Below are 22207 nucleotides of genomic sequence, written 5' to 3' on the forward strand. Positions count from 1 at the left end.
GTGAGCCAGACGAGGGGGCTACTCTGCGTGCCCGTGCGCCATGGCGCCCCCCGCGCCGTGGCTCACGTCGGCGAGCACCCGCTCGACCACCGGCGCGTGCAGCGCGAGCAGCCCTGACGGCGCGACGCCCAGGGTCACGGTCAGCGCCAGCAGCGAGAGCAGCACCGCGCGCTCGCGGAACAGGAGCGGCTCGACGCTGGCGGCGCCCTTCGCCCCGCGGGGGAGCGGGCCCAGGAAGGTGCGCTTGAACGCGCGGAACATCGTGATCCCGTTGAGCGCCGTCGCGCCCAGCATCAGCACCGAGAGCACGGGGTGGACGTGCAGGATCCCGTGCAGGAGCAGATCCTCGCCGATGAACGTCAGCGCCCCCGGGAGCCCGATCGTCGTGTAGGCGAGCAGGAGGAAGAACGCGGCCATGCGCGGCGTCCTGGCCACGAGGCCGCCGAGCTCCCTCACGTCCGCGGTGCCCGTGCGCGCCTCGATCGCCCAGACGACCATCGTCACCCCGGTGACCGCGATCGACAGGGCGAAGCTCTGGAGCAGCGCGCCGCTCAGGCTCTGCGGGTTCATCGACGCGATCCCGAGGAGCACGAGCCCCTTCTGGCTCGCCACGAGGTACCCGATCATCCGGCGGAGATCGGTCTGCGTGAGCGCGAGGACGGCGCCGTGCAGGGCGCTGAAGAGCCCCAGCGCGGCGAGGATCGGCATGTCCTCGGCGCAGCTCTCCGGCAGGAGCGGCACCACCACGCGCACGAGCACGCAAACGCCGACCTGCATCTCCGCCAGCAGCACGGTCACCCCGAGCGGCCCGCGCTCGAGCAGCACCGGCAGCCAGCCGTGGAACGGCACGGCGGCCATGCGCATCAGCACCGAGATGCCGATGAGCGCGAAGAGCGGCGACTGCCACGCCTCCGGGATGCCCGCGCGGGCGACCTCCTGGATGTCGAACGGCAGCGCCACGCCGCGCCGCGCGGCGAGCGCGGCCATGACGCCGAGCGCCAGGACGAGCGGCGCCGTGCCGCCGATGAGGAAGATGCGGTAGGTGCGCCGGAGCAGCTGATCGGCCGCGCCCCGCCGCGCGATGAGGCTCGCGCCCGGCAGGAACGCGGCGACCCACGCCACGGCGAGCACCACGAGGTCCGCGGCGCAGTAGACGCCGAGGATGGCGCTCCCGGTGGCGAGCACCGCCGCGAGGCTCCGCCGATCGAGCGCGGCGCGCGGGCCCGCGGCGATCAGGGCGAGCAGCATGGCGCCGAGCAGCGGGAGCAGGGAGGCGCTGAAGCCGTTGAGGACGAGGCGGACGCGCACGCCGAGGAGCGGCACGGCGGGGCCGATCGCGTCGACCGCGGCGCCGCCGCCGGCGTGGAACAGCGCGAGCGCAGCGAGCGAGAGCCCCAGGGTGAGCGCCGCGCCGGCGAGGGCCACGCGTCGCGCGGCGGCGTCGCCGCGCGCGCGGTAGACCAGGAGCGCGGCGAGCGCGGGCGCGAGGATCGTCGCCGCCAGGATCAGGAACATGCTCATGACCGCGCCCCCTTCGTCCGGGGCGCCGGCGCCGCCGCGCCCGCGCGCTCGCCGGGAGCGCCCGCCTCGACGGCGCGGCCCCCGTCGCGCTCGGCGAGGCCGCTCAGCGCCGCGACCCAGCGGCGCTCGAAGCCGTCGATCACCTGCCCGAGGCGCATGAGCGGCGCCGCGATGAGCCGCTGCTGCAGCACCTCCACCTGGAAGCGCTCGAGGGAGGCCCAGTAGGCGCGCCGCACGATCGACGCCGGCAGCACGCGGGCGGCGATGGCGAGGTGCGGCAGCGGCTCGCTGGCGTGCGCGGCCCGGATCTCCTGCGCGTCGCGGAGCGCCGCGGGCGCGCGCAGCATCTGCAGGCACCGGAGGCACGCGTGCGCGAAGAGGTGCACCAGCGCGAGCCGGTAGTACCCGAGCCCGATCTCCACGAACATGATCCCGACCTGCGACATGGTCGCGTACGCGAGCGCGCTCTTCACGTCCGCCTGCACCCGGCCCACCAGCGTCCCGTAGACGGCCGTGAGCGCCCCGACGCAGGCCACCACCGCGCTCGCCGCGGGCGCGCGCTCGAGCACGGGGGCCGCGCGCAGCATCAGGTACACGCCCGCGTGGATCGAGATCGCGCCGTAGAAGAGCGCGCTCGACGGCGTCGGCCCCTCCATCGCCCGCGGCAGCCAGGTCCCGACGGGGAACTGCGCGCTCTTGCCCATCGCGGCGAAGAACAGGCACAGCGCGAGCGCCGTGGCCCCGGAGGCGCCGATCGCGGCGGCGGACCCGGGCCACGGGGCGCCGCCGAACACCTCGCCGAAGCTGGCGGAGCCGGCGAGCGAGTGCATGAGCACCGCGCCGACGAGCAGCCCCACGTCGCAGAGCCGGTAGGTGATGTAGACGCGCAGCGCCGCCCGCGCCGGCGCCGCGCGCTCGTGGAAGAACGCCACGAGGAGCACGCTCGTCGCGCCGACGAGCTCCCAGCCGACGAAGAGCAGGTCCATGCTCCCCGCGGACACGAGCGCCAGCATGCCCGCCGAGAACAGGGCGAGGAGCAGGAAGAACCGCGCGAACCCTGGCTCGCGGTGCAGGTACGCGACCGAGAACCTGCCGGTGACGAGCGCGATCAGCGAGACGAGGACCATCATCGTCGTCGACAGCCGGTCGACGAGCAGGACGATGTGGAACGCGTAGCCCGGGACCTCGAACCAGCGCCCGAGCTCCACCGAGAGGAAGGTGTAGGGCGCCACGACGGACGAGCCCCAGGCGACGAGCGAGGCGACGAGCGAGAGCGAGAGCGCCGACAGCACGACGCCCGACACGACGCGCTCGCTCGGCGTGCGCAGGAGGAGCAGGTAGGCGCCGAGCGCCGCGAACACGACCGCCGGCGAGAGCACGGCGACCGCGGCGAGCTTGCCGAGGAGGACGTCAGGCAGCATGGGAAGAGACCTCCGTCAGGGACCGTGGAAGCGCGGCGCGGACGATGGCGGGCGGGATGAAGCCGCGCTTGCCCGCGTACCAGTCGACGGACCGCTGGACCGCCGGCAGCGGGTGCTCCGGCGGCGTGAACGGCGCGAAGGCCCCGCGGGTGAAGCGCTCGAACCGGCCCGTCGCCGGGTCGAGGCAGACGAGCTGGATCCAGCCGTTGACGACGAGCTCGCGGAGCGCCGGCTGCCGCGCGCAGATCGCCGTGGCCGCCTCCGCGCTCGCCTCCACGACGGTGAGCATGCGCACCGGCTCGTGGATCTCGATCATCTGCTTCGGCAGGCCGGTGCGCAGATCGCTCAGCGAGCCGTCCATGACCCCGAGCAGCGAGGCGAGGTTGTGCGGCAGCTTGGTCCCGGCGCCATAGCGGAGGTTGTCGACGCGGGAGAAGTAGTACTCGAGGTTGATCCCCGCCCCGACCGGCCCCGCGGAGAGCAGGACGCGCTCGAGGATCGCCCCGGTCGGGTCCTGGGTCGGGTCGTACGAGACGAGGAACGCGCGGCGGTCGAGGAACATCCCGCGGGTGAGCTCGCGGCGGCCGATCACGCAGACGGCGTTGGTCGCGTGCCCGAGCTCGGGCCGGGCCTCGCTGAGGTCCACGGCCCGCGCCTCGACGTGCGCGAGCGCCTGCTCGGGGCTCAGGCGCTCCGGCGCCGACGCGAAGCGGCGGCAGCGCTCGTGCGCGTGCCGCTTGCGCGCCTCGGCGAGGGCCCGCTCGAGCGCCTCGATCTCGCCGCGGTGCGACGCCGGCGCGAGGTGCTCGTCGTAGAAGACGATCTCCTCCGTCGTCGTGTTGTTCATCCCGCCGAGGAAGAAGGTCCCGTCCGGGATGTCGATGCCGCGGCCGCGCAGCAGCGCGCGCACCTCCCGGTCGTTGGCCATGGCGGCGAACAGCCGCGCGTTCGGGCCGCCCTGCCGGCCGCCGCACGCGCCGCAGTCGTACGCGGACTGGTGCGGGTTGTTCACGCTGGACGCGCCGTGGCCGAGCACCGCCACGACCGGCGCGAAGCGGCGGGTGAGCCCCATGATCTCGAGCGTCGCGGCCACCCTCGCGGCCTTCTCGGCGGCCGTGAAGGGCGCCCCTCCGCTGCCCGCCGGAGCGCCCTCCTCGTGCGGGCTGTGGAGGTGGGTCGGCACCGCCGGCAGGAGGCGGCGATCGAGGGCGCGGCGCAGCCGCGCGAACGCTTTCGGGAACAGGACGCGCCCGACGAGCGGGATCGTGGAGAGCAGCCCGAGGGTCGGCGTGAGCAGGAGGCCGCGCGAGAGGGTCCGGGTCCCGTGCCCGAGGGTGTGGACGAAGCGCGCCCAGCGCCTGCGGCGCGCCTTCCGGAGATGGAAGGCGCCCTCCTCGCGGGGCCGCTCGACGATCTCGTGCGCGGGCTCGACGCCGACGGGGCAGAGGCTCACGTGGCCGGCGTCGTCGAGCCCGCGGAACCGGATCGGCACGCCGAAGAACCCGGCGATGCCGAGGGTCTCGTGCCGCGGAGAGAGCTCCTCGAAGTGCCTCCGGAGGCCCTCGCAGCGGTCGTCGATGCACAGCGCGATCTGGAACCGAGGGGCCACGACCGCGCGCTCGTGCGCCGGGCGGCGCAGGTTCGCCGCGATGCCGTGCAGCACCTCGACCCGGTGGTGATGCTCGTACGCCTCGTGCAGGAGGCGCCGCCGCGTCGTCTCGTCGAACGCCTCGAGCACCTCCAGCGCCCAGGCGCGATCGGCCTGCGGGAGCGCCTCCATCTCGGCGACCGACAGCCCCGCGAGCTGCGCGAGCTGGAACAGGAGGAACGGTCGATCGACGTCGGGCGAGCGCGGCGGCGGCCCGGCGCGCCTCGCGGCGAGCCGGGCGTGCTCGACGAGCCCCGCGAGGGGCCCCTCGAACCCGAGCCGCCGGCGCGCCACGTCGCGCAGGGCGTACCGGGCGAGGGTCAGGCGCACCGCGAGGTACTCGATCAGCGACGCGGGCGGCGCGCCTTGCGGCCGGTCGCCCGGGGTGCGCTCGAGCCGGTGGACCATGCCGGCCCAGCCCGGCAGCTCGAGCAGGACGCGCGTCACGTAACCTTCCCAGCGGTCCTCCGCGACGCCGAGCTCGCGCAGGGCGCCTATGACGACGGCCGCGGGCGACGCGTCCGCCCCGATCCGGTCGAGCTCCGCGCCGAGCCCGGCGAGGTGCGCGCCGGCCGGCCTCGCGCCCTCCAGCACGAGGCTGCGGAACGCGCGGAAGAGCCCCTGCGCGCGGTCCGGCATCGCCCAGTGCGCGACGCCCTCGTCGAGGTAGGCGCCGAGGAGCCGGATGAAGAGCGGGTTGATGAGCTCGGCCGGATCTTCCCCCGTGAGCGCGAGCAGCAGATCGCGGTGGGATCGATCGACACCCACGCGGTCGGCGAGCGGCACCTCGGCGGACGCCGCCGGCGGCAGCGGCGCGCTGCGGCACGCGTCCCAGAGCGCGAGCGCGGCGCGGACCTCGAGGTCGTAGCCGCCCTCGGCGACGAGGCGCGCGGCGGCCTCGGGGCGCTCGACCAGCCATCGCGCCGTGCCGACGAGGATCCGGCGGCGCGGCTCGGCCGGGAGGTCGGGCCTCAACCTGCGCGTCTCTCCCGCCTCGGCGATGCGCCACCGGAGCCCCGCCTCGGTGGCGGCCTCGATGGGAAAGCGCAGCGCGAAGCGCTCAATCTGGTTGCGTGACAGCGGCCCGCGGCGCTCGTCAGGCCGCTCGGCGAAGCGCTCGGCGAGCGCCGCCTCGACGTCCTGGTCGCCGATCCGGCCCGACGCGATGTGCGCGCGGAACTCCGCCTCGGAGAGGTACGGCTCTGCCTCGAACAGCGCGCTCGCAGCGGCGAGCGCGTCGTGGAACTGCAGGTGCTGGAACGCGTGCAGCGTGTTGTGGTGGACGAACACGCCGATGGGCCCCTGCGAGGGCAGGAGGTGACCGGCGTGCTGGAGGACGGCGCGCAGGCGCTCTACTGGAGCTTCGTCTGCGCTGGACTTCGCACTTGGCTCGTTCATGTCAATCGTACGTCTCCTGGAGTATCGCTCCAAAAAGCGCGGCGCGCACGCGCAGCTTTCGCGCCCCTCGCGCACGCCGTGCGGGCTCAGCGGCTCACCGACTCAGCGGCTCACCGGCTCACCGGCTCACCGGCTCACCGGCTCACCGCCGTTGCGAAGGCCACCTTCTTCCGCGCGGAGAGCGGGTGCGACGACATCGGGCCGTGGTCGTCGAGGCCCGACAGCGAGAGCGTCCGGCCCTCGCGCTCGATCAGGGCCTTGAGGGTCGTGCAGGTTGGCCATGACCGTGTGATCGACCAGGCGGGTAGCGGCGAAGTTGATCTCGATGGCACGGACGTCCCGGTGCCGCGCGAGCCTCCGCTTGATCGAGAGGTAATTGCTGAAGACGGCGGCCTGCTTGACGCGCAGCACGAGCCGTCCGCCCTCGACGTGCTCCTCGATCTCCGGCCGGAAGAGGCTGCGGAGCGGCGCCCCGTGGAGCACATGGATGAACATCTCCACGGCGATCCCGGCCACGACCCCCACGAGCAGATCGGTCGCAATGGTGATCGCGGCGGTGGCGACGAAGACAACGAGCTGCTCCTTGAGCGTGCGGACCTGCTTCGAGCAGATGATGATCCCGATGGCGGCGAGCATGCCGCGCACCACCGAGGAGGGGAAGAAGTCGCCGAGGGCGCCGGATGCCGAGGGAGAGCGGGAGAGCGATCAAGAAGACGAGGAACCCTGAGACGAGATCCGACTTCCACGTCGACGGAGCCGGCGCTGTCGGTGCTGGCTCTGGTGGGTCCGGGATGTTGGGCATGGGCATGGCGGTAGTCGTTGTTCGGCAGGATGTGAGTCCCGCCACCTCCGCCCGACCGCTAGGAGACCGCGTGACTGGTTTCCAGTCCCCGGCTCACACAATGTTTCAAGAAGTTTTCGCGAGCACCAGCGCTGGATTATTCCACCGCGCGCGCAACGACGAGCAGCCCGCGCGCTGACCGACCGCTGTACCCGCGTCGTGTCCTGCGATCTCCGACCGGCGCGGCGCGGCGCCTGGGTGAGGCCGATCTCGCGCGGCGCGGATCTCACCGTCCTTGCGGGCGAGCTCGTCAGAGCAGCCGCACGAGGAGCTGCGCCGCGACGATCTTCACGAGCGTCGCCACCGGATAGACCGACGCGTACCCCGTGTTCGGCGCCTCGCTGCGCGCCTGCTCCAGGCTGAAGGCGAGCACCGCCGGCTGCGTCTGGATGCCGGCGAGCATCCCGGTGAGGGTGCCCATCGGGATCCGGAGCAGCCGGTGGCCGACGATCAGCGTCCCGACGGCGACGACCGCGGTGATCGCCGCGCCGCTCACGATCAGCGCCGCGGCGCCGCCTTGCTGGAGCGTGCGCGCGAACGAGTAGCCCGATCGGGTGCCGACGCCGGCGAGGAACATCACCACGCCGAGCTGCCGCAGCGTGAGGTTGGCGCTGAACGGCAGCGTCCACACGAGCGGCCCCGTTCGCCCCACCCGGCCGAGGACGAGCCCCGCGAGCAGCGGCCCGCCCGCGAACCCGAGCTTGATCGGGGCCCCGCCCGGCAGCGGGATCGGCGCGGCGCCGAGCAGCAGCCCGAGGGCGATGCCGAGGCTGAACGTGATCACGTCGATCTCCGAGATCGCCTTGAACGAGTCGCCGAGGTAGCGCGCGACCGCCTCCATGCGCTCGCGCGGCGCGACGACGCGCACGCGGTCGCCGAGCTCGAGCTCGGTCTGATCGTCGGGCAAGAGCTCCACGTCCCCGCGGCGGACGCGCGTGATGATCGCCCCGAAGCGCTCCGGGAGCCGGAGCGCGCGCAGCGGCCGCTCGGTGACGCCGGGGCGGGAGACGAACATCCGGCGGAAATCGATGAGGGACCTGTCGAACTCCAGGTGCTCGGTCGTGGCCTCGCCGAGCAGGAGCGCGGCGGCGCGCACGTCGTCCTCGCCCCCGATCACGCCCACGAGATCGCCGCGCTCGAACACGGTCGCGTCGGTGGCGATCGCGAGCTGCTGGCCGCGGCGCATGCGGCCGAAGAGCACGTGCAGCCCGTGCCGCTGCCGGATCTCGCCGGCCGGCGCGCCGAGCGCCTCGTCGCGGGTGACGCGCACGGTGACGTTGGTGAGGCGCTGCCCGCCCGCCCCGGCGCCGCGCCGGCTCCGCGCCTCAGCGTCGGGGTCCACCCGGAAGAGCCGCTGGAAGAGGCCGATCGCCCCGAGCGTGCCGAGCACCCCGAGCGGGTAGGTCACCGAGTAGCCGACCACGGCGCCGCTGGAGAGCGCCTCGCGCGCGGCCTCGGGCGCGGACTTGATCACCTCGAGGGCGCTGGCCAGCGCCGGGGTGCTCGTGGTGGCGCCCGCGAAGATCCCGGCGACGACGGCGCCGCGCAGGCCGGCGAGGCGCCCGGCGAGCGCCGCGAGCGCGGCGGCCACGAGGAGCGCGCCGGCGGCGAGGCCGGCGTCCCGCAGGCCGCGGCGTCGCAGCGACGCGAAGAACCCCGGGCCGCTGCTGAGCCCCACCGTGTAGACGAAGAGGGCGAGGCCGAAGGCCGGCACGAACTCGGGGAGCTGCAGCGCCGGGTCGACGGCGCCGGCGCCGAGGCCCACGAAGAGCACCGCCGCGACGCCGAGGTGGAAGCCGCCGATCCGGAGGCGCCCCACGAGGAAGCCGACGGCGGAGACGAGGAAGAGCAGCAGGAGGGGGCTGTCCGCGAGGAGGCGAATCATGGGCTCGGGCTTCGGAGGGAACGCTCGGTGGGGGACGCGCCGCGGGGCGTGTCGCGGGGAACGCGCGATGGCCGCGGGGGACGCGCGGCGGTGATGCTGGACCGCGCGATGTTGAACCACGGAGCGCGCGATGAGAATCGACAACGGACCGGCCCGCCTCCTCCTGTAGCGACGCCCCGGGGCGCTGCTACGCTGCGCGCCGCGAGCCGCCCATGTCGACAACCCCCGTTGAACGCGCGCTCTCGTACCACGCGCGCACGAAGCACCGCCTCGATCGGTATGCCCGCGCGCTGGGGTATCTCGACTGGAGCACGCAGCCCGATCCGTTCCGCACCTTCGAGGGCGCCCCGCAGCTCCTCTTGCCGCTCCGCGCCGGCGGGCTCACCGCCGCGTACCGGGACCTCTACCGCCCTGGCGCCGTGCCGACCGCCGCGGTCGATCTCGGCTCGATCGCGGCCCTCTTCGAGCTCTCCCTGGGCCTGTCCGCCTGGAAGGAGACCGGGGGCTCGCGCTGGGCGCTGCGGTGCAACCCCTCGAGCGGGAATCTGCACCCGACCGAGGGATACCTGCTCCTCGCCGGCGCGCCCGGGGTGCCCGCCGGTCTCTATCACTACGTGAGCCGCGACCACGCGCTCGAGCGCCGCGCCTCGCTGGACCCCGCCGCCGCCCGCGATCTCGCGGGCCTCCTCCCCCCGGGGAGCTTCGTCGTGGGGCTGAGCTCCGTCCACTGGCGCGAGGCGTGGAAGTACGGCGAGCGGGCGTTCCGCTACTGCCAGCACGACGCCGGGCACGCCCTCGCCGCGATCCGCTACGCCGCGGCGGCGCTCGGCTGGTCCGCCGTGCTGCTCGACGACCTCGGCGACGCCGAGCTGTCCGCGCTGCTCGGCCTCGATCGCGACGCGGACTTCGCCGGGGTCGCGGCCGCCGATCGCGAGCACCCCGACGCCGCGCTGCTCCTCGTGCCGGCGGCGCCGCTCGACCGGAGCGCGGCGCTCGCCGCCGCCCGCGCGGTCGGCGCGAGCGCGGCCGAGGTGATCCGCCTCGTCGTCGACGGCGCGTGGGCCGGCCGCGCGAACGCGCTGAGCCCGAGCCACGTCGACTGGGACGTCATCGACGACGCCGCCCGGGCCACGTGGAAGCCTCACACCGAGGAGCCCGCCGCCGCCCCCGAGGCCGCGCTGCCGCCGCTTGCGGGCGGCGTGAACGGCGCGGGCGGCGTCAACGGCGCGGGCGGCGTCAACGGCGCGGGCGGCGTCAACGGCGCGGACGGCGCGGGCGGCGCGGGCGGCGTGAACGGCGCGGACGGCGCGGGCGGCGCGGGCGGCGCGGGCGGCGCGGGCGCCCTCGCGTCGGAGGTCATCCGCGCGCGGCGGAGCGCCACCGCGTTCGACGGCCGCACCTCGATCGGCGCGGAGACGTTCTACGCCATGCTCGACCGCCTCCTCCCCCGCCCCGGCGTGCCCCCGTGGGACGCGCTCCCGTGGGCGCCGCTGGTGCATGCGGTCGTCTTCGTGCACCGCGTCCGCGGCCTCGCGCAGGGCCTCTACGCGCTCGAGCGGTCGGAGGCCGCGCACGAGCGGCTGCGCGCCGCGCTCGCGCACCCCTTCGACTGGGAGAAGCCGGCGGGGTGCCCGGACCACCTTCGCCTCTACCGCCTCTCCGAGGCCGATCTCCGCGGCCCCGCGCAGATCGTGAGCTGCCACCAGGAGATCGCCGCCGACGGCGCGTTCAGCCTCGGGATGGTCGCCGACCTCGGCGCCACGCTCCGGGAGCGCGGCGCGCCCTGGTATCGCCGGCTCTTCTGGGAGGCCGGCGTCCTCGGCCACGCGCTCTACCTCGAGGCCGAGGCCGCGCGGGACAGCGGCGGCCGCGTGCGCGCGACCGGCATCGGCTGCTACTTCGATGACGTGTTTCACGAGCTCTGCGGCATCACCGGCGACGCCTTCCAGAGCCTCTATCACTTCACCGTCGGCGGCCCCGTCGACGACGCGCGCCTGACGACGCGCGCGCCCTACGAGCACCTCGAGAGGACACGGCGCGAACCTGCCCCCCGGTAGCGCGCGCGTCGCTGCATCCCCGGCGCCGGAGCCGGTCGGGTGGAGAACAATTCCGTCCAACCCGCTCACCGCGTGCACCTTCGTGCTCGCAGCGGGGCACGAAGAGCGACCTCGGGACGCCCCACGTCACCGGCCCGCCGCGGCGCCGACGCAGACCGTGTTGCCACAAAATGACACCCCTGCGGTAATCGCACGAGCCGCCTCCGAATCGATGATCTCAACTCGGTGGCATCACCACATGAACGCATTCATGCCGCGACCTCAACCACCCGATCGCGAGCACGTGCGTCAGAAGCAGCCCACGCAGCCCACGCAGCCCACGCAAGCCGCGCAGCACCCCGAGCCGGCGCCGGGGGCCGCGGGCGTTGACAACGATAAACACCTTTGTTCCTATAGCCAATCCACTCGGAGCGGCGCGCGCCCCTGAGAACAGCCGGGAACATGGTGGGCACGGGTCAAGACACCTCGGACGCGGAGCCGACCCAGACGGCGATCATGGGCAAATACCGCCTGATCGCGAAGCTCGGCCGCGGCGGGATGGGGGACGTGTTCCTGGCGATCGCGCGGGGCCCGGGCGCCTTCAACAAGCTCGTCGTTGTCAAGCGCCACCGCGACATGGCCGCGGACGGCGAGCGGGTCGTCACCATGTTCCTCGACGAGGCGAAGCTGTCCGCGCGCCTCAACCACCCCAACATCGTCCAGACCTACGAGGTCGGCGAGGACGACGCCGGCTACTTCACCGTGATGGAGTATCTGGAGGGTCAGCCGCTCAACGCGATCATGCGGGCGGTGGCCCAGGGAGAGGCGGGCACGGAGGCCTTCACGCGCGGCGTCTGGGTCCGGATCGTGGCCGACATGCTCTCGGGCCTCCACTACGCCCATGAGCTGTGCGATTACGACGGCACGCCGCTCGGCATCGTCCACCGCGACGTCTCGCCGCACAACATCTTCGTCACCTACGACGGCGCGGTGAAGCTGCTCGATTTCGGCATCGCCAAGGCGTCGATCAACGCGAACCTCACCGAGACCGGGAAGCTGAAGGGCAAGACGTCCTACATGGCGCCCGAGCAGGCGGCGGACAGCGCGTCGATCGACCGGCGCGCCGACATCTTCGTGGCCGGCATCGTGCTCTGGGAGCTCCTCACGCGCGAGCGGCTGTTCGGGGGCGACGCCGTGAGCGCGCTCTGGAAGCTCGCGGCGCTGGACGAGATCCGGCGGCCCTCGCTCGTCCACCCGGACATCCCGCCGGCCCTCGACGCCATCGTGGCGAGGGCGCTCGATCGCGACCCGACGAGGCGGTTCGCGACCGCCCAGGAGATGCGCGCGGCGCTCGAGGACTACCTGCGCGGGGGGGGCGAGGACGTCGGCGCCGACGAGGTCGGCGCGAGGATGCGGGGCCTGTTCGCGGAGCGCCGGGCGAGCATGCAGCGGCAGGTCAAGGCGCACCTCGACCGGAGCGCGAGCGCGGCGGACGCGCACCAGGAGCGCCACTCCCGGCTGAGCCAGATCGAGGGCCCGGACGGGCGGCGCCTCCAGACCCTGAGCACCGATGGGGAGATCGGGAACACGACGCCGCGCACCGCGTCCGACTCGATCGACCGGAGGTCGACGCTCCGCACGGCCGCCACGCCTCAACACCGCAGCTACCTGATCGCCGGGCTCGGCGTGGCCGCCCTGATCGCGGCGGTGGTGATCTCGGTGCTCCGCCCGGACGGGCAGGCGCCCGCGGCCGGCGCCGCGGCGGCCTCCGTCGCCGGGTCTGCCGCGGCCGTGGGCGCTCGCTGCACAGGGGTGCTCCGCGTCCGGATCACGACCGACGACACGGGGACTGCCACCGACATCGCGCCGCCCTACAGCCACGGAGTCTACGACTACCTTCGTCACCTCAACAGCAGCCCGGGAGGCCTCCGTGGCTGTTCCATCGACGTCGACATGCGAGATGCGCAGTATGACCCGGCCAGGACGGAGGAGGTCATCGCGGCGTGGCGGCGCGAGCCCGCGTGGGGCGAGGTCTCCACGCTGTTCGTCTTCGGCACCGGGCCGACCACCCGCGTGGCGCCGAGGCTCACGCACGAGAAGAAGCTCATCATCCCCGGCTCGTACGCCGGCTCGCTCGCCACGCCGGTGCCGATCTCGGCGGACGTCCAGTACGACGAGTTCAACGCGCTCGGCCAGAGCGTCGTCGCGACAGAGCACAAGACGAGCCCGGGCTATCCGTACATCTTCTTCCCGGCCACGGATTACTCGACCGCGATCCGCATCGGGATCAAGGCGGCCTGGAAGATCGCGCCCGGGCGCATCGCGATGGTGCACGAGACCATCGACCGGTGTCTCTACTGCGTCGATCCGCTGGCGGCGGGCAAATCGTACGTCGAGCAGCTCCCTGGCATGCTGCTCGGCGAGGATCTGATCGTCCCGCAGACGTCGTCCCTCGAGGACGAGGGGATCATCGTCGAGGCGGTGACTCGCTACGTGGAGCGGGAGATCGACAAGAAGCGGGCGAACCCGTCCTACGTCCCCACGAGCTGGTTCTGGGCCGGCAACAGCGTCGTCTCCTCGTCCTTCGTCGGCAAGGGCGCCGCCGCCGCGCAGCGGCTCATCGATCGCGCGTTCCCGGAGAAGGACCGCTGGCAGCTCCGCGTGATCGCGAACAACTGGGGGATCGGCGAGAGGACCCTGGAGATCTGCGGGGACGCGTGCGCCGGCATCTTCTACGGCCTGTTCCCCGTGCCCATCTTCGGCGACACGCAGCACTCGAGCGGCATGGCGGAGATGCTGCGCATCCACCGGACGTACCGGGAGAAGGACGGCCGCCCGCTCGAGAGGTACCAGGACCAGTTCTACGTCCAGGGCCACGCGGCGGCGCTCATGTGGCGCAAGGCCGTCGAGCGAGCCGTCGACGCCGGCCACGAGAGCCCGACGGGCGAGGACCTGAAGGCCGCGCTCGAGGGCTTCCAGAACGTGGTGCTCGACGGGATGACGGCCGGGCCCATCTCGTTCAGCCCGACCGACCATCGACCTCAGGCGAACGAGTCCGTGTACGCGATCAGCGCGAGGACGGACGCGGGAGGGGTCGTGTTCAGGTTCGTGGATCAGTACTCGATCGAGCTCGATCCGAAGTGGCTCGGTTACTGAGCTCGGCTACGTAGGCCCGGCGAGCCGCCAGAACCCGATCCGCTCGGCGCCCCGGAGGTCCGGGCCGACCGGGCCCTTGCCCCAGAAGTGATCGTCGTAGTTGGGGAGCGTCCATCCCTGGCCATAGGCGCCCATCACGGCGTAGATCACGTCGTCGTCCGGCTGGACCTCTATCGCGGTCGTCACCCACGCCTGGCGCAGCGGCGTCGGCTTCGCGTCGTCGAGCAGGTAGTCCGCGAACATGGCTCCTTCGGTCGTGTCGTCGAACGACTCGGTCGCATAACCGACCAGGAGGTGCAGGCCGTCGAACGCGCCCGACCACCGGAAGCGCCACGCGCCCGCGTCGTCCTGGAGCGGGCCGCAGGCGGCGACCACCATCCACTCGAGGTTGGAGTTGCCCCAGTGCGCCTCGCTGAAGTGAAGGAACTGGTCGGTCATGGCGCTGCAGAACATGAACCCGAGGCCGTTCGCGTGCCCGGTATAGAACGTGAGATCGACCGAGTCCGCGTACGACGCGTCCTGGCCGCCCAGCCTCGGGTCCTTGAAATCGACCTCCCACGCGCGCTGGTCACCCCAGTTGAACCGATCCTCGACGCCGCCCGCCTGGAAGCTCTTCAGCAGCCCGTCGACGTTCGCCGCCGAGTGATCGAGGCCCCCGCAGAGCCCGACCCACTCCGCGCCGACCGCGGCGCGGCCCTCGTTCCCCGGCGACACGTCGGGCGGCGCGGGCAACCCGGGTGACGCGGCCGGCGCCCCGGACCACGGCGCCGCGCGGGCGAACGAGACCTGCCGCGCCGCGGTCGCGACCAGGCCGTCGGCGTCCGTGACATAGAGAGAGAGCGTCTCCGTCTGCCCGCGAACACCGGAGTCGCCCGGCGCGATCTGCACCCTCGCGCCGCCGGCGCCCGCGGCGTCCATCAGGCGAGCCGAAGATACCCACCTGTACGTGTAGGGAGCAGTACCCCCGGTGACAGTCGCTTCCGCGGTGCCGATCGCGCCGTCCACGCGCGCCGAGATCGCGGCCCTCGGAGCGTTCATGACGGCCGGTACGATCGCCTTGCGGACGTCCACCGCCTGAGCGCCGATGCCGCGCCGCGCGCTGCACACGTAATGGGGCAGGATCCGTTGCACCTCGCGGGAGAGCGGCGGCGCGTAATAGACGAGCTCCGGCTCGGCCGTGAGCGTCGCGCCGCCGCCCAGCGCGCCGGCGCAGAGCGCGGGCGCCCCGGAGGGCGGGACGATCGCGACGTCCTCGCCGCGCTCGAGCTCGCGCCGCGCGTAGATCAGGTGGGTCACGGCGCCCCCGGCGTCGAACGTCACCCGGACCTTGGCCCCGGGGCCGATCAGCCGGAGCCCCTCGAGCGCGTCCCGGAAGCTCACCTGCGTGTCGAGCTCGGCCCGCGCCACGCGGCGCCCCGCTGCGTCGACCGCCTCGAAGAGCGAGTGGCCCACGGCGACGTCGCGCCCGATCGGCAGGCGCGCGAGATCCAGCGCGGCCCACGCCCGCGCCGCCGCGTCGGGCTCGGGGAGGACGCGCATCGCCGCGAGCGCCTCGAAGTCCATCGCGTCGTCGCCCCGCGAGGTGGCGAAGCCGCGCTCGTCGCGGAACCAGGGCGCCGGCGCGTCGCCTTTCCTCGTCGGCAAGCGCTGGAATCGCGCGCGATCCAGGTAGCGAATCGCGCCGTCGGCCGCCAGGAAGGCGCCCCCGCGGAAGCCCTCCTCCGCGAGCCCGAGCGCGCCGGCGAGCGCGGCCGCCCGCTCCACGTCGGCGCCGGGGCCGATCACGCGGTAGGCGGGCAGGAAGGTCGCCCTCCTCGCGAAGGGCGCCGGGCCGGGCGCCGTGCCGGACGCACCGTCGCCGGCGCTCTCCGGGCGATCCTCGCGGGCGTCGTGACCGCTGCACGCGGCGGCGCCGACGATCATGAGGAGAAAGAGGCTCGACATCCCATCCAGCGGTCTCTTCATGAAAGTCCCCTCTTTCCTCCGGTCGCGCGCGGCGCCGCGCGCGACTCCGGAGGAGCCATCTCGCAGGAAGCCTGCGCGCGGCGCTCCCGGCCCGGGGCGCGCGCCCACGCATTGCAGATCCCAAGCCACCTCGGCCCGCGCAGGGCGCGGATCAGGATGAAACCGCGCGAACCGCGGAATTTGTCAGCGAAGCGGAGAGGCGGGGAGATCGTTCGTCTCGCTGTCTCCCTCCCGCAACGCCGGCTCGCCGACTCGACAGCTCGGCGCCTCCACGCCGCGTCGACTCTGCGTCTCGCCGCGGACTCCCCCCCTCACGCTCATGCGCCCTCCGGGAGCGCGTTCCTCCGCAGTCCGCGCCGCGGGCGGGCCCGGTCCCGACATCGAGGCCTGGTGAACGGCGCGCCGCGCGCCGCAGCGCCGCTCCGCCGGCCGGCGGCGCTCCCGGGCGAGGCGCCGGGCAGCGCGCGCTGGCGGCGCAGATTGACCGGCTCGCGCCCGGCTCCTAGGCTGCCGCGCATTCCATGACAGCGCACACGAAGGACGGAGAGGGCGCGCTTCGGGCCGGCGATCGGACGCTCGAGGGGACGGCGGACCCCGGCGCGCGGCTGTTCCTCGACTTCCTCGCCTCGATCCGCCCCCGCGTCGAGGAGGCGCTCGAGCGGCGCTGGCGCGACAAGGTGACCGACGTGGAGCGCTACGGCCGCGAGGTCGCGGCCATGGCCCTGGAGGCGAAGAGCCTGACCCTGCGCGGCGGCAAGCGGTTCCGCGCGGGGCTGCTCGTCGCCGCCTACCAGGGCGTCGCGCCGGACGCGCCGCTCGGGCCCGCCATCGACGCCGGCGTCGCGCTCGAGCTGCTCCAGACCTACCTGCTCATCCAGGACGACTGGATCGACGGCGACACCGTCCGGCGGGGCGACCGCACCGCGCACGTCGCGCTGACCGACGTGCTCGGCGACCCGCACCTCGGCGCCTCGTCGGCGATCCTCGCCGGCGATCTCACCTGGAGCTTCGCGCTGAGCGCGCTCGCGGGCGCCGAGGCGCCCCCGGCGACGACGCTCGCGGCCGTGCGGCTGTTCTGCAAGATGCACGAGGACGTCGTGATCGGGCAGCACCTCGACGTGGTCGGGCGGGCCGAGGACGTCGAGCAGATGCACGCGCTCAAGACCGGCAGCTACACGGTGCGCGGCCCGCTCGCGCTCGGCGCCACGCTGGCCGGCGCGCCGGCCGAGACGGTGGCGGCGCTCGAGCGGTTCGCGGCGCCGGTGGGCGTCGCCTTCCAGCTCCGCGACGACCTGCTCGGCACCTTCGGCAGCGCCGCCGCGACCGGCAAGCCGGTCGGCAACGACCTGCGCGCCGGCAAGCGCACCGCCGTGCTCGCGGCGGCCGAGGGGCGCCTCGACGCCGCGGGGCGGCGCGCCGTCGAGGGCGCGCTCGGCCGCAAGGACGCGAGCGGCGAGGCGGTGGCGGCCGCGAGCCTGGCGCTCGAGGCGTGCGGCGCGCGGCGCGCGGTCGAGGAGCGGCTCTCGGCCCTGTGCGGCGAGGCCGAGGTCCTCGGGCGCTCGCTGCCGGTGAGCGCGTCCGCCCGGCAGATCCTGTGCGGGGCGGCGAGCGCGCTCCGGTGGACGGGCGCATGACCGAGGCGCTCGGCCACGCCTCCGGCAAGGTCATCCTGCTCGGCGAGCACGCCGTCGTGTACGGCGCCCCGGCGCTCGCCGCCGGCATCGAGCGCGGCGCCCGGGCCCGGGCGACGCGGTCGTCCGGCGCGAGCGAGCTCTGGCTGGGCGGGGGTGAGCGCGGCGCGGCGCCGGCCGAGGGCGAGGTCGCGCAGGCGTTCGCGGCGCTCCTCGAGGCGCTCCCCGGCGCCGGCCCGGTGCGCGTGGCCGCGGAGAGCGAGCTGCCGCCCGGCGGAGGGCTGGGCAGCTCGGCGGCGCTCGGGGTCGCGATCGCCCGGGCGGTCGCCGCGCTCGCGCGCGAGACCCCCGTGGCGTCCGTCGCCGCGGAATCGGCCGCCTCGCCCGCGGCGGCCGAGCCGCGCGCGGAGACCGCGCTCGCGCTCGCGCCCGCGTCCCCCGTGCTGGCCGCCGCGGCCGCCTGGGAGCGGGTGTTCCACGGCAACCCGTCGGGCGTCGACACGACGGCGGCGGCCCGTGGCGGGTGCTTCCGCTTCACCCGGGCGCGCGGCGCGACCCCGATCGTCCCGCGCGACGACCTCTGGCTCTGCGTGGGCGCGACGGGCGTGCCGTCGTCCACGCGCAGCATGGTCGACCTCGTGGCGAAGCTCTTCGAGCGCAAGCCCACGCTCGCCGAGAGCTCGATCGCCGGCATCGCCGCGCTCGTGGAGAACGCGGCCCTCGCCGTCGAGGCCGGCGACGCGATCGGGCTCGGCCGGCTGATGGACCTCAACCAGATGCTGCTCGCCGGCATGTTCGTCTCGACCGAGGCGATCGAGGCCCTCTGCAGGCTCGCGCGCGAGGCCGGCGCGCTCGGCGCCAAGCTCACCGGCGCCGGCGGCGGCGGCTCGGTCATCGCGCTGCTGCCGCCCCCTCCGCCCGGCGACGGCGGCGCCGCGCCCGAGGCCGCCGACCGCGTGCTCGCCGCCTGGCACGACGCGGGCTACAGCGGCTTCGTGACCCGGGTGAAGGCGGGCGAGACGAGCGTGACGACGAGGATGGCCGAGGAGCAAGCATGAGCGCCGTGAGCCGGGCGACCGCGATCGCCCATCCGAACATCGCCCTCGCGAAGTACTGGGGCAAACGGCCCGACGGGCACAACCTGCCCGCCGTCCCGAGCCTCTCGGTGACGCTCGCCGGCATGGCCACGACGACGGAGGTCGCCTTCGATCCCTCGCTCGATCGCGACGAGCTCCACCTCGGCGGCGCGGCGCTGCCGCCCGACGCGGAGGCGACGCGCCGGGTCGCCGGGCTCCTCGACCGGGTCCGCGCCGCCTCGGACCGGCGCGAGCGCGCCCGCGTGGTCAGCCGCAACGACTTCCCCACCGCCGCGGGCCTCGCCTCGAGCGCGTCCGCGTTCGCCGCGCTCGCGCTCGCCGCGAGCGCCGCCGCGGGCCTGCCCACCGCGCCCGCCCTGGTGAGCGATCTCGCGCGGAAGACCTCGGTCTCGGCCGCGCGCTCCGCGTTCGGCGGCTTCGTCGAGCTCCGCGCCGGGCGCCCCGGCGACGAATCGCTCGCGGCCACGCCGCTCGCGCCGGAGGGCCACTGGCCGCTCGCTGTCGTGATCGCGGTGACGCGCGAGGGGCCGAAGGACGTCGGCTCCAGCGACGGCATGCGGCACACCGCGATGACGAGCCCGTACTTCCCTGCCTGGGTCGACGCCGCGCCGTCGCTCTTCGAGGCGGTCCGCGCGGCGGTCCTCGCCCGCGACTTCGCGGCGCTCGGCGCCGCGGCCGAGGCGAGCGCCCTGTGCATGCACGCCTCGAGCATCGCCGCCTCGCCGGGCCTGCTCTACTGGACCGGCGCCACCGTCGAGGTGATCGCCGCGGTGCGGCGGCTCCGCGGCGGGGGCACGCCGGCGTTCTTCACCATCGACGCCGGCCCGCACGTGAAGGTCTTCACGACCCCCGAGGCGCGGGGCGCCGTCGAGCAGGCGCTGCTCGCCGTCCCCGGCGTCCTCCGCACCATCTCGGCCGCCCCCGGCGGCGGCGCCCACCTCGCGCCCCCCGACGGGAGCGTGAGCCCGTGATCGTCCGCGCGCCTGGCAAGCTGGTCCTCTCGGGCTCGTACGCCGTGCTCGAGGGCGCGCCCGCGCTCGTGGCCGCTGTCGATCGGTACGTCCTCGCCGACCCGGCGCGCCCCGCCGACCTCGTCACGGACGAGGTCCAGGCCGCGATCGACGCGGGCGCGCTCGACCAGGCCGTATGGTTCGACGCCTCCGCGCTCCGGTCCACACCGGAGCCGGCGGCGGGCTCCACCGCGGGCGCGCCGATCGCCGCGAGCCGCAAGCTCGGCCTCGGATCGAGCGCGGCCATCCTCGTCGCGACCCTCGCGGCGCGCGCGGCGGCGGCCGCGACGACGATGGCGACCGCGGCGGCCGCGGCGGCCGCTGTGGGCCAGCCGATGCCCGCCTGGGACGCCCGCGCGCTCTTCCTCGACGCGCTCGCGGCGCACCGGCGGGCGCAGGGCGGCGGCAGCGGCGTCGACGTCGCGGCGAGCGTCTACGGCGGCGTCCTCTGCTGTCGGCTCGGGCCGGGCGGCGAGCTCGCTGTCGCGCCGCACGCGCTGCCGGGCCGGCTCGCGATCGAGGTCTTCGCCAGCGACGCCGCGGCGCGCACGAGCGACATGCTCGAGCGCGTGCGCGCGCTCGCCGCCCGCGACCCCGCGGCGCACCGCGCGCTGCTCGGCGTGGCCGCCGAGGGGGCGACCGCCGCCGTGGCTGCCGAGGACGCCCGCGCGTTCGTGGCCGCGCTGGATCGCCAGGTCGACGCCCTCGCCGAGCTCGGCGACCGGGCTGGCGCGCCCATTGTCACCCCCGCGCTCAGGCGCCTCCGCCCCGCCGCGACCGCCGAGGGCGCAGCGCTCGCGCCGAGCGGCGCCGGCGGCGGGGACGTCTCGATCTTCGTCGGCCCCGCGCCGCCCTCGGCGGCGTTCCTCGAGGCGGCGCGCGCGTCCGGCCTCGATCGCGTGCCGATGTCGCTCGGCGCGCCCGGCGTCCACGTGCTGGACGCAGCCCGTCCGCCCCCCGCGCCGCGCGTCTCCCCCACTTAGCCGCGCCCCCTCGCCGGATCGTGCGCCGCGCGGTGCCGCGGCGCTTGGCACGGACCCCGCTCTGCTCGCTCCGGGATCCACCGCGGCGCTGCGCCTCGACGGCGCACCGCGGAGCTCCACGGGGCTTCGAGATGCGAAGAGCGGAAAGAGCATGAACTTCGTGGACCTGGCGATGCCGCAGCGCCGCCAGAAAAGCTTTATTTTTCAAGGTGATACCGCCTGGGCGGCCGATGAGCGCGGCGGGCTCCTGGTCCTCCGGGGGCGGGCTCCGCGGGCCGGCCGCCGCCGGCGTGAGCCGCGCGAGCGTGACCTGCGTTCACAGCGCGCTGGCGCGCCGGTGCGGGGGCGCGCGCCTGCGTCGATCGCCCGGTCGGCTGGCTCGGCGGCGGGGGGTGGTCGACGGGGCGAGGTGGCACGAGGACCAGCGGACCAGGTGAGAGGGGGGACTCCATGACGACGTGCGATCGAGAGCTTTGCCGATTGGAGGATGTGCTTGGCGCGAGCCTGGCCGAGTCGAGGGCGACGCTGGCGGCGTTCGGCGTCCAGGTCGCACCGCTGCGGAGGCGCACCGCGCGCACGTACGTGGGCCGGGTGCTGGTCCACCCGTACAACCTCCTCGTCGTGGGGAGCGCGCTCCTCCTGAGCTTCATCGGCTGGAGCCCGCTGCTCCTGCTGATCGGCCTCGGGGCGGAGCTCCTCATCCTGTGCCTCGTCCCCTGGCGCGGCTACTTCCGCCGCAGCATCGACGCGCAGCTCGACGAGGCCGATCGGGCGGCGTGGTCGAGGGCGCGCGAGTCGCTGATCCGGCAGATGGACATCCGGCACCAGCAGGAGCTCGCGCGGCTCGACCGGCTGATCGACCGTACCCGCGAGAACATCCGGCGGCGCGGCGGCGCCGTCCCGATGCTGCTCGACGACGGCTTCGGCCTGAGCCGGCTGCTGATGAGCTACATCCGCCTCGCGATCGCGCACAAGGCTGGCCAGGAGTCGCTCGCGATGACCAACCACACCGAGCTGATGGAGACGATCCGCGCGCTGGAGGCGGTCCGGAGCACGTCCGCGGGCCGCACGCGCGGGCTGTCCGAGCGGCGGCTCACGATCGCCTACCGGCGCGCCGAGTGCTGGAGCCAGACGCGCGAGGGGCTCGAGGTCGTCTCGCAGAAGCTCGCCGCCATCCTGGAGCTCATCCAGCTCATGCACGAGCAATCGATGACGCCGGTGGACACGCCGTCGACGTGCGCGGAGATCGACCGGTTCATGCGCGAGCTCGACGACCTGGACAACGGCGAGAGCACGCAGCGTGAGCTCGAGGAGCTCGACATGGACATCGATCGGGCGTTCGAGCTCGAGGAGCTCGAGGCGGAGCACAGCCAGCACAGCCGCCCCGCGATGCGCCTCGTCGCGCGTTGACGGTGGGAGGGCGTGAGCTCCGCGCGGTGATCCGGAGAGGCACTGGAGCGATTCACGTGGCTCGTTGGTCCGGGGCCCCCGTCCGATCATGCCCCTCCCGCACGGCGACCACCCCCTGATCCGCGCTCCGGGCCATGCAGCTTTCCCGGGTCACCGGAGTCGTGCTCGCGGTTGCAGACGTCTCAGGGGCCGTGAGAGCATCTTG

The 22207-nt window shown here is 74.4% G+C and carries 13 protein-coding genes; 7 read left to right on the plus strand and 6 right to left on the minus strand.

Translation table 11 applies throughout. The annotated features are described in order from the left end of the window. Positions 1-18: 18 nt before the first annotated feature. The 5 genes from WME76_RS18485 to WME76_RS18505 form a co-directional block, all read right to left on the minus strand. Positions 19-1521, minus strand: a complete 1503-nt coding sequence (locus WME76_RS18485; RefSeq protein ID WP_437961411.1) for a complex I subunit 4 family protein — start codon at positions 1519-1521, stop codon at positions 19-21. Next, the gene (locus WME76_RS18490) at positions 1518-2942 is read right to left on the minus strand and encodes a proton-conducting transporter transmembrane domain-containing protein (RefSeq protein ID WP_437961412.1); all 1425 of its coding nucleotides are present in this window, start codon (positions 2940-2942) and stop codon (positions 1518-1520) included. The genes WME76_RS18485 and WME76_RS18490 overlap by 4 nt, the downstream gene beginning before the upstream one ends. Further along, positions 2932-5988, minus strand: a complete 3057-nt coding sequence (locus tag WME76_RS18495; RefSeq protein ID WP_437961413.1) for a YbcC family protein — start codon at positions 5986-5988, stop codon at positions 2932-2934. Before WME76_RS18495 ends, WME76_RS18490 begins: the two co-directional genes overlap by 11 nt. A 126-nt stretch (positions 5989-6114) precedes the next feature. After that, the gene (locus WME76_RS18500) at positions 6115-6624 is read right to left on the minus strand and encodes a hypothetical protein (RefSeq protein ID WP_437961414.1); all 510 of its coding nucleotides are present in this window, start codon (positions 6622-6624) and stop codon (positions 6115-6117) included. A 455-nt stretch (positions 6625-7079) separates the two neighbouring features. Continuing rightward, a complete protein-coding gene (locus WME76_RS18505) occupies positions 7080-8714 on the minus strand; it encodes an aspartate:alanine exchanger family transporter (protein ID WP_437961415.1) in 1635 nt (544 codons plus the stop codon). Positions 8715-8926: 212 nt separating this feature from the next. Here WME76_RS18505 and WME76_RS18510 point away from each other — a divergent pair, with 212 nt between their 5' ends. Both WME76_RS18510 and WME76_RS18515 read left to right on the plus strand, forming a co-directional pair. Continuing rightward, positions 8927-10771, plus strand: coding sequence for a nitroreductase (locus tag WME76_RS18510; RefSeq protein ID WP_437961416.1), 1845 nt, complete (start codon positions 8927-8929; stop codon positions 10769-10771). A gap of 441 nt (positions 10772-11212) precedes the next feature. Continuing rightward, on the plus strand, positions 11213-13906 hold the full coding sequence (locus WME76_RS18515) for a protein kinase domain-containing protein (protein WP_437961417.1): 2694 nt from the start codon (positions 11213-11215) through the stop codon (positions 13904-13906). 6 nt (positions 13907-13912) lie between these two features. Here WME76_RS18515 and WME76_RS18520 read toward each other — a convergent pair whose 3' ends face one another. After that, positions 13913-15871, minus strand: coding sequence for a DUF6345 domain-containing protein (locus WME76_RS18520; RefSeq protein WP_437961418.1), 1959 nt, complete (start codon positions 15869-15871; stop codon positions 13913-13915). Between the two features lie 521 nt (positions 15872-16392). Between WME76_RS18520 and WME76_RS18525 the strand changes: the two genes are divergently transcribed. From WME76_RS18525 to WME76_RS18545, 5 genes are all read left to right on the plus strand, one after another. Beyond that, on the plus strand, positions 16393-17505 hold the full coding sequence (locus tag WME76_RS18525) for a polyprenyl synthetase family protein (protein WP_437961419.1): 1113 nt from the start codon (positions 16393-16395) through the stop codon (positions 17503-17505). Beyond that, positions 17502-18560, plus strand: a complete 1059-nt coding sequence (gene mvk / locus WME76_RS18530; protein WP_437961420.1) for a mevalonate kinase — start codon at positions 17502-17504, stop codon at positions 18558-18560. Before WME76_RS18525 ends, mvk begins: the two co-directional genes overlap by 4 nt. Next, complete coding sequence (gene mvaD / locus WME76_RS18535; protein WP_437961421.1) at positions 18557-19570, plus strand: diphosphomevalonate decarboxylase; 1014 nt, start codon at positions 18557-18559, stop codon at positions 19568-19570. The genes mvk and mvaD overlap by 4 nt, the downstream gene beginning before the upstream one ends. Then, positions 19567-20592, plus strand: a complete 1026-nt coding sequence (locus WME76_RS18540; protein WP_437961422.1) for a hypothetical protein — start codon at positions 19567-19569, stop codon at positions 20590-20592. The genes mvaD and WME76_RS18540 overlap by 4 nt, the downstream gene beginning before the upstream one ends. A gap of 489 nt (positions 20593-21081) precedes the next feature. After that, positions 21082-22002 carry a hypothetical protein gene (locus WME76_RS18545; protein ID WP_233561936.1) on the plus strand — a complete coding sequence of 307 codons (921 nt, stop codon included), beginning with the start codon at positions 21082-21084 and terminating at the stop codon, positions 22000-22002. Positions 22003-22207: the final 205 nt, after the last annotated feature.

The organism is Sorangium sp. So ce119 (assembly GCF_051524405.1).
Taxonomy (GTDB): domain Bacteria; phylum Myxococcota_A; class Polyangia; order Polyangiales; family Polyangiaceae; genus Sorangium; species Sorangium cellulosum_G.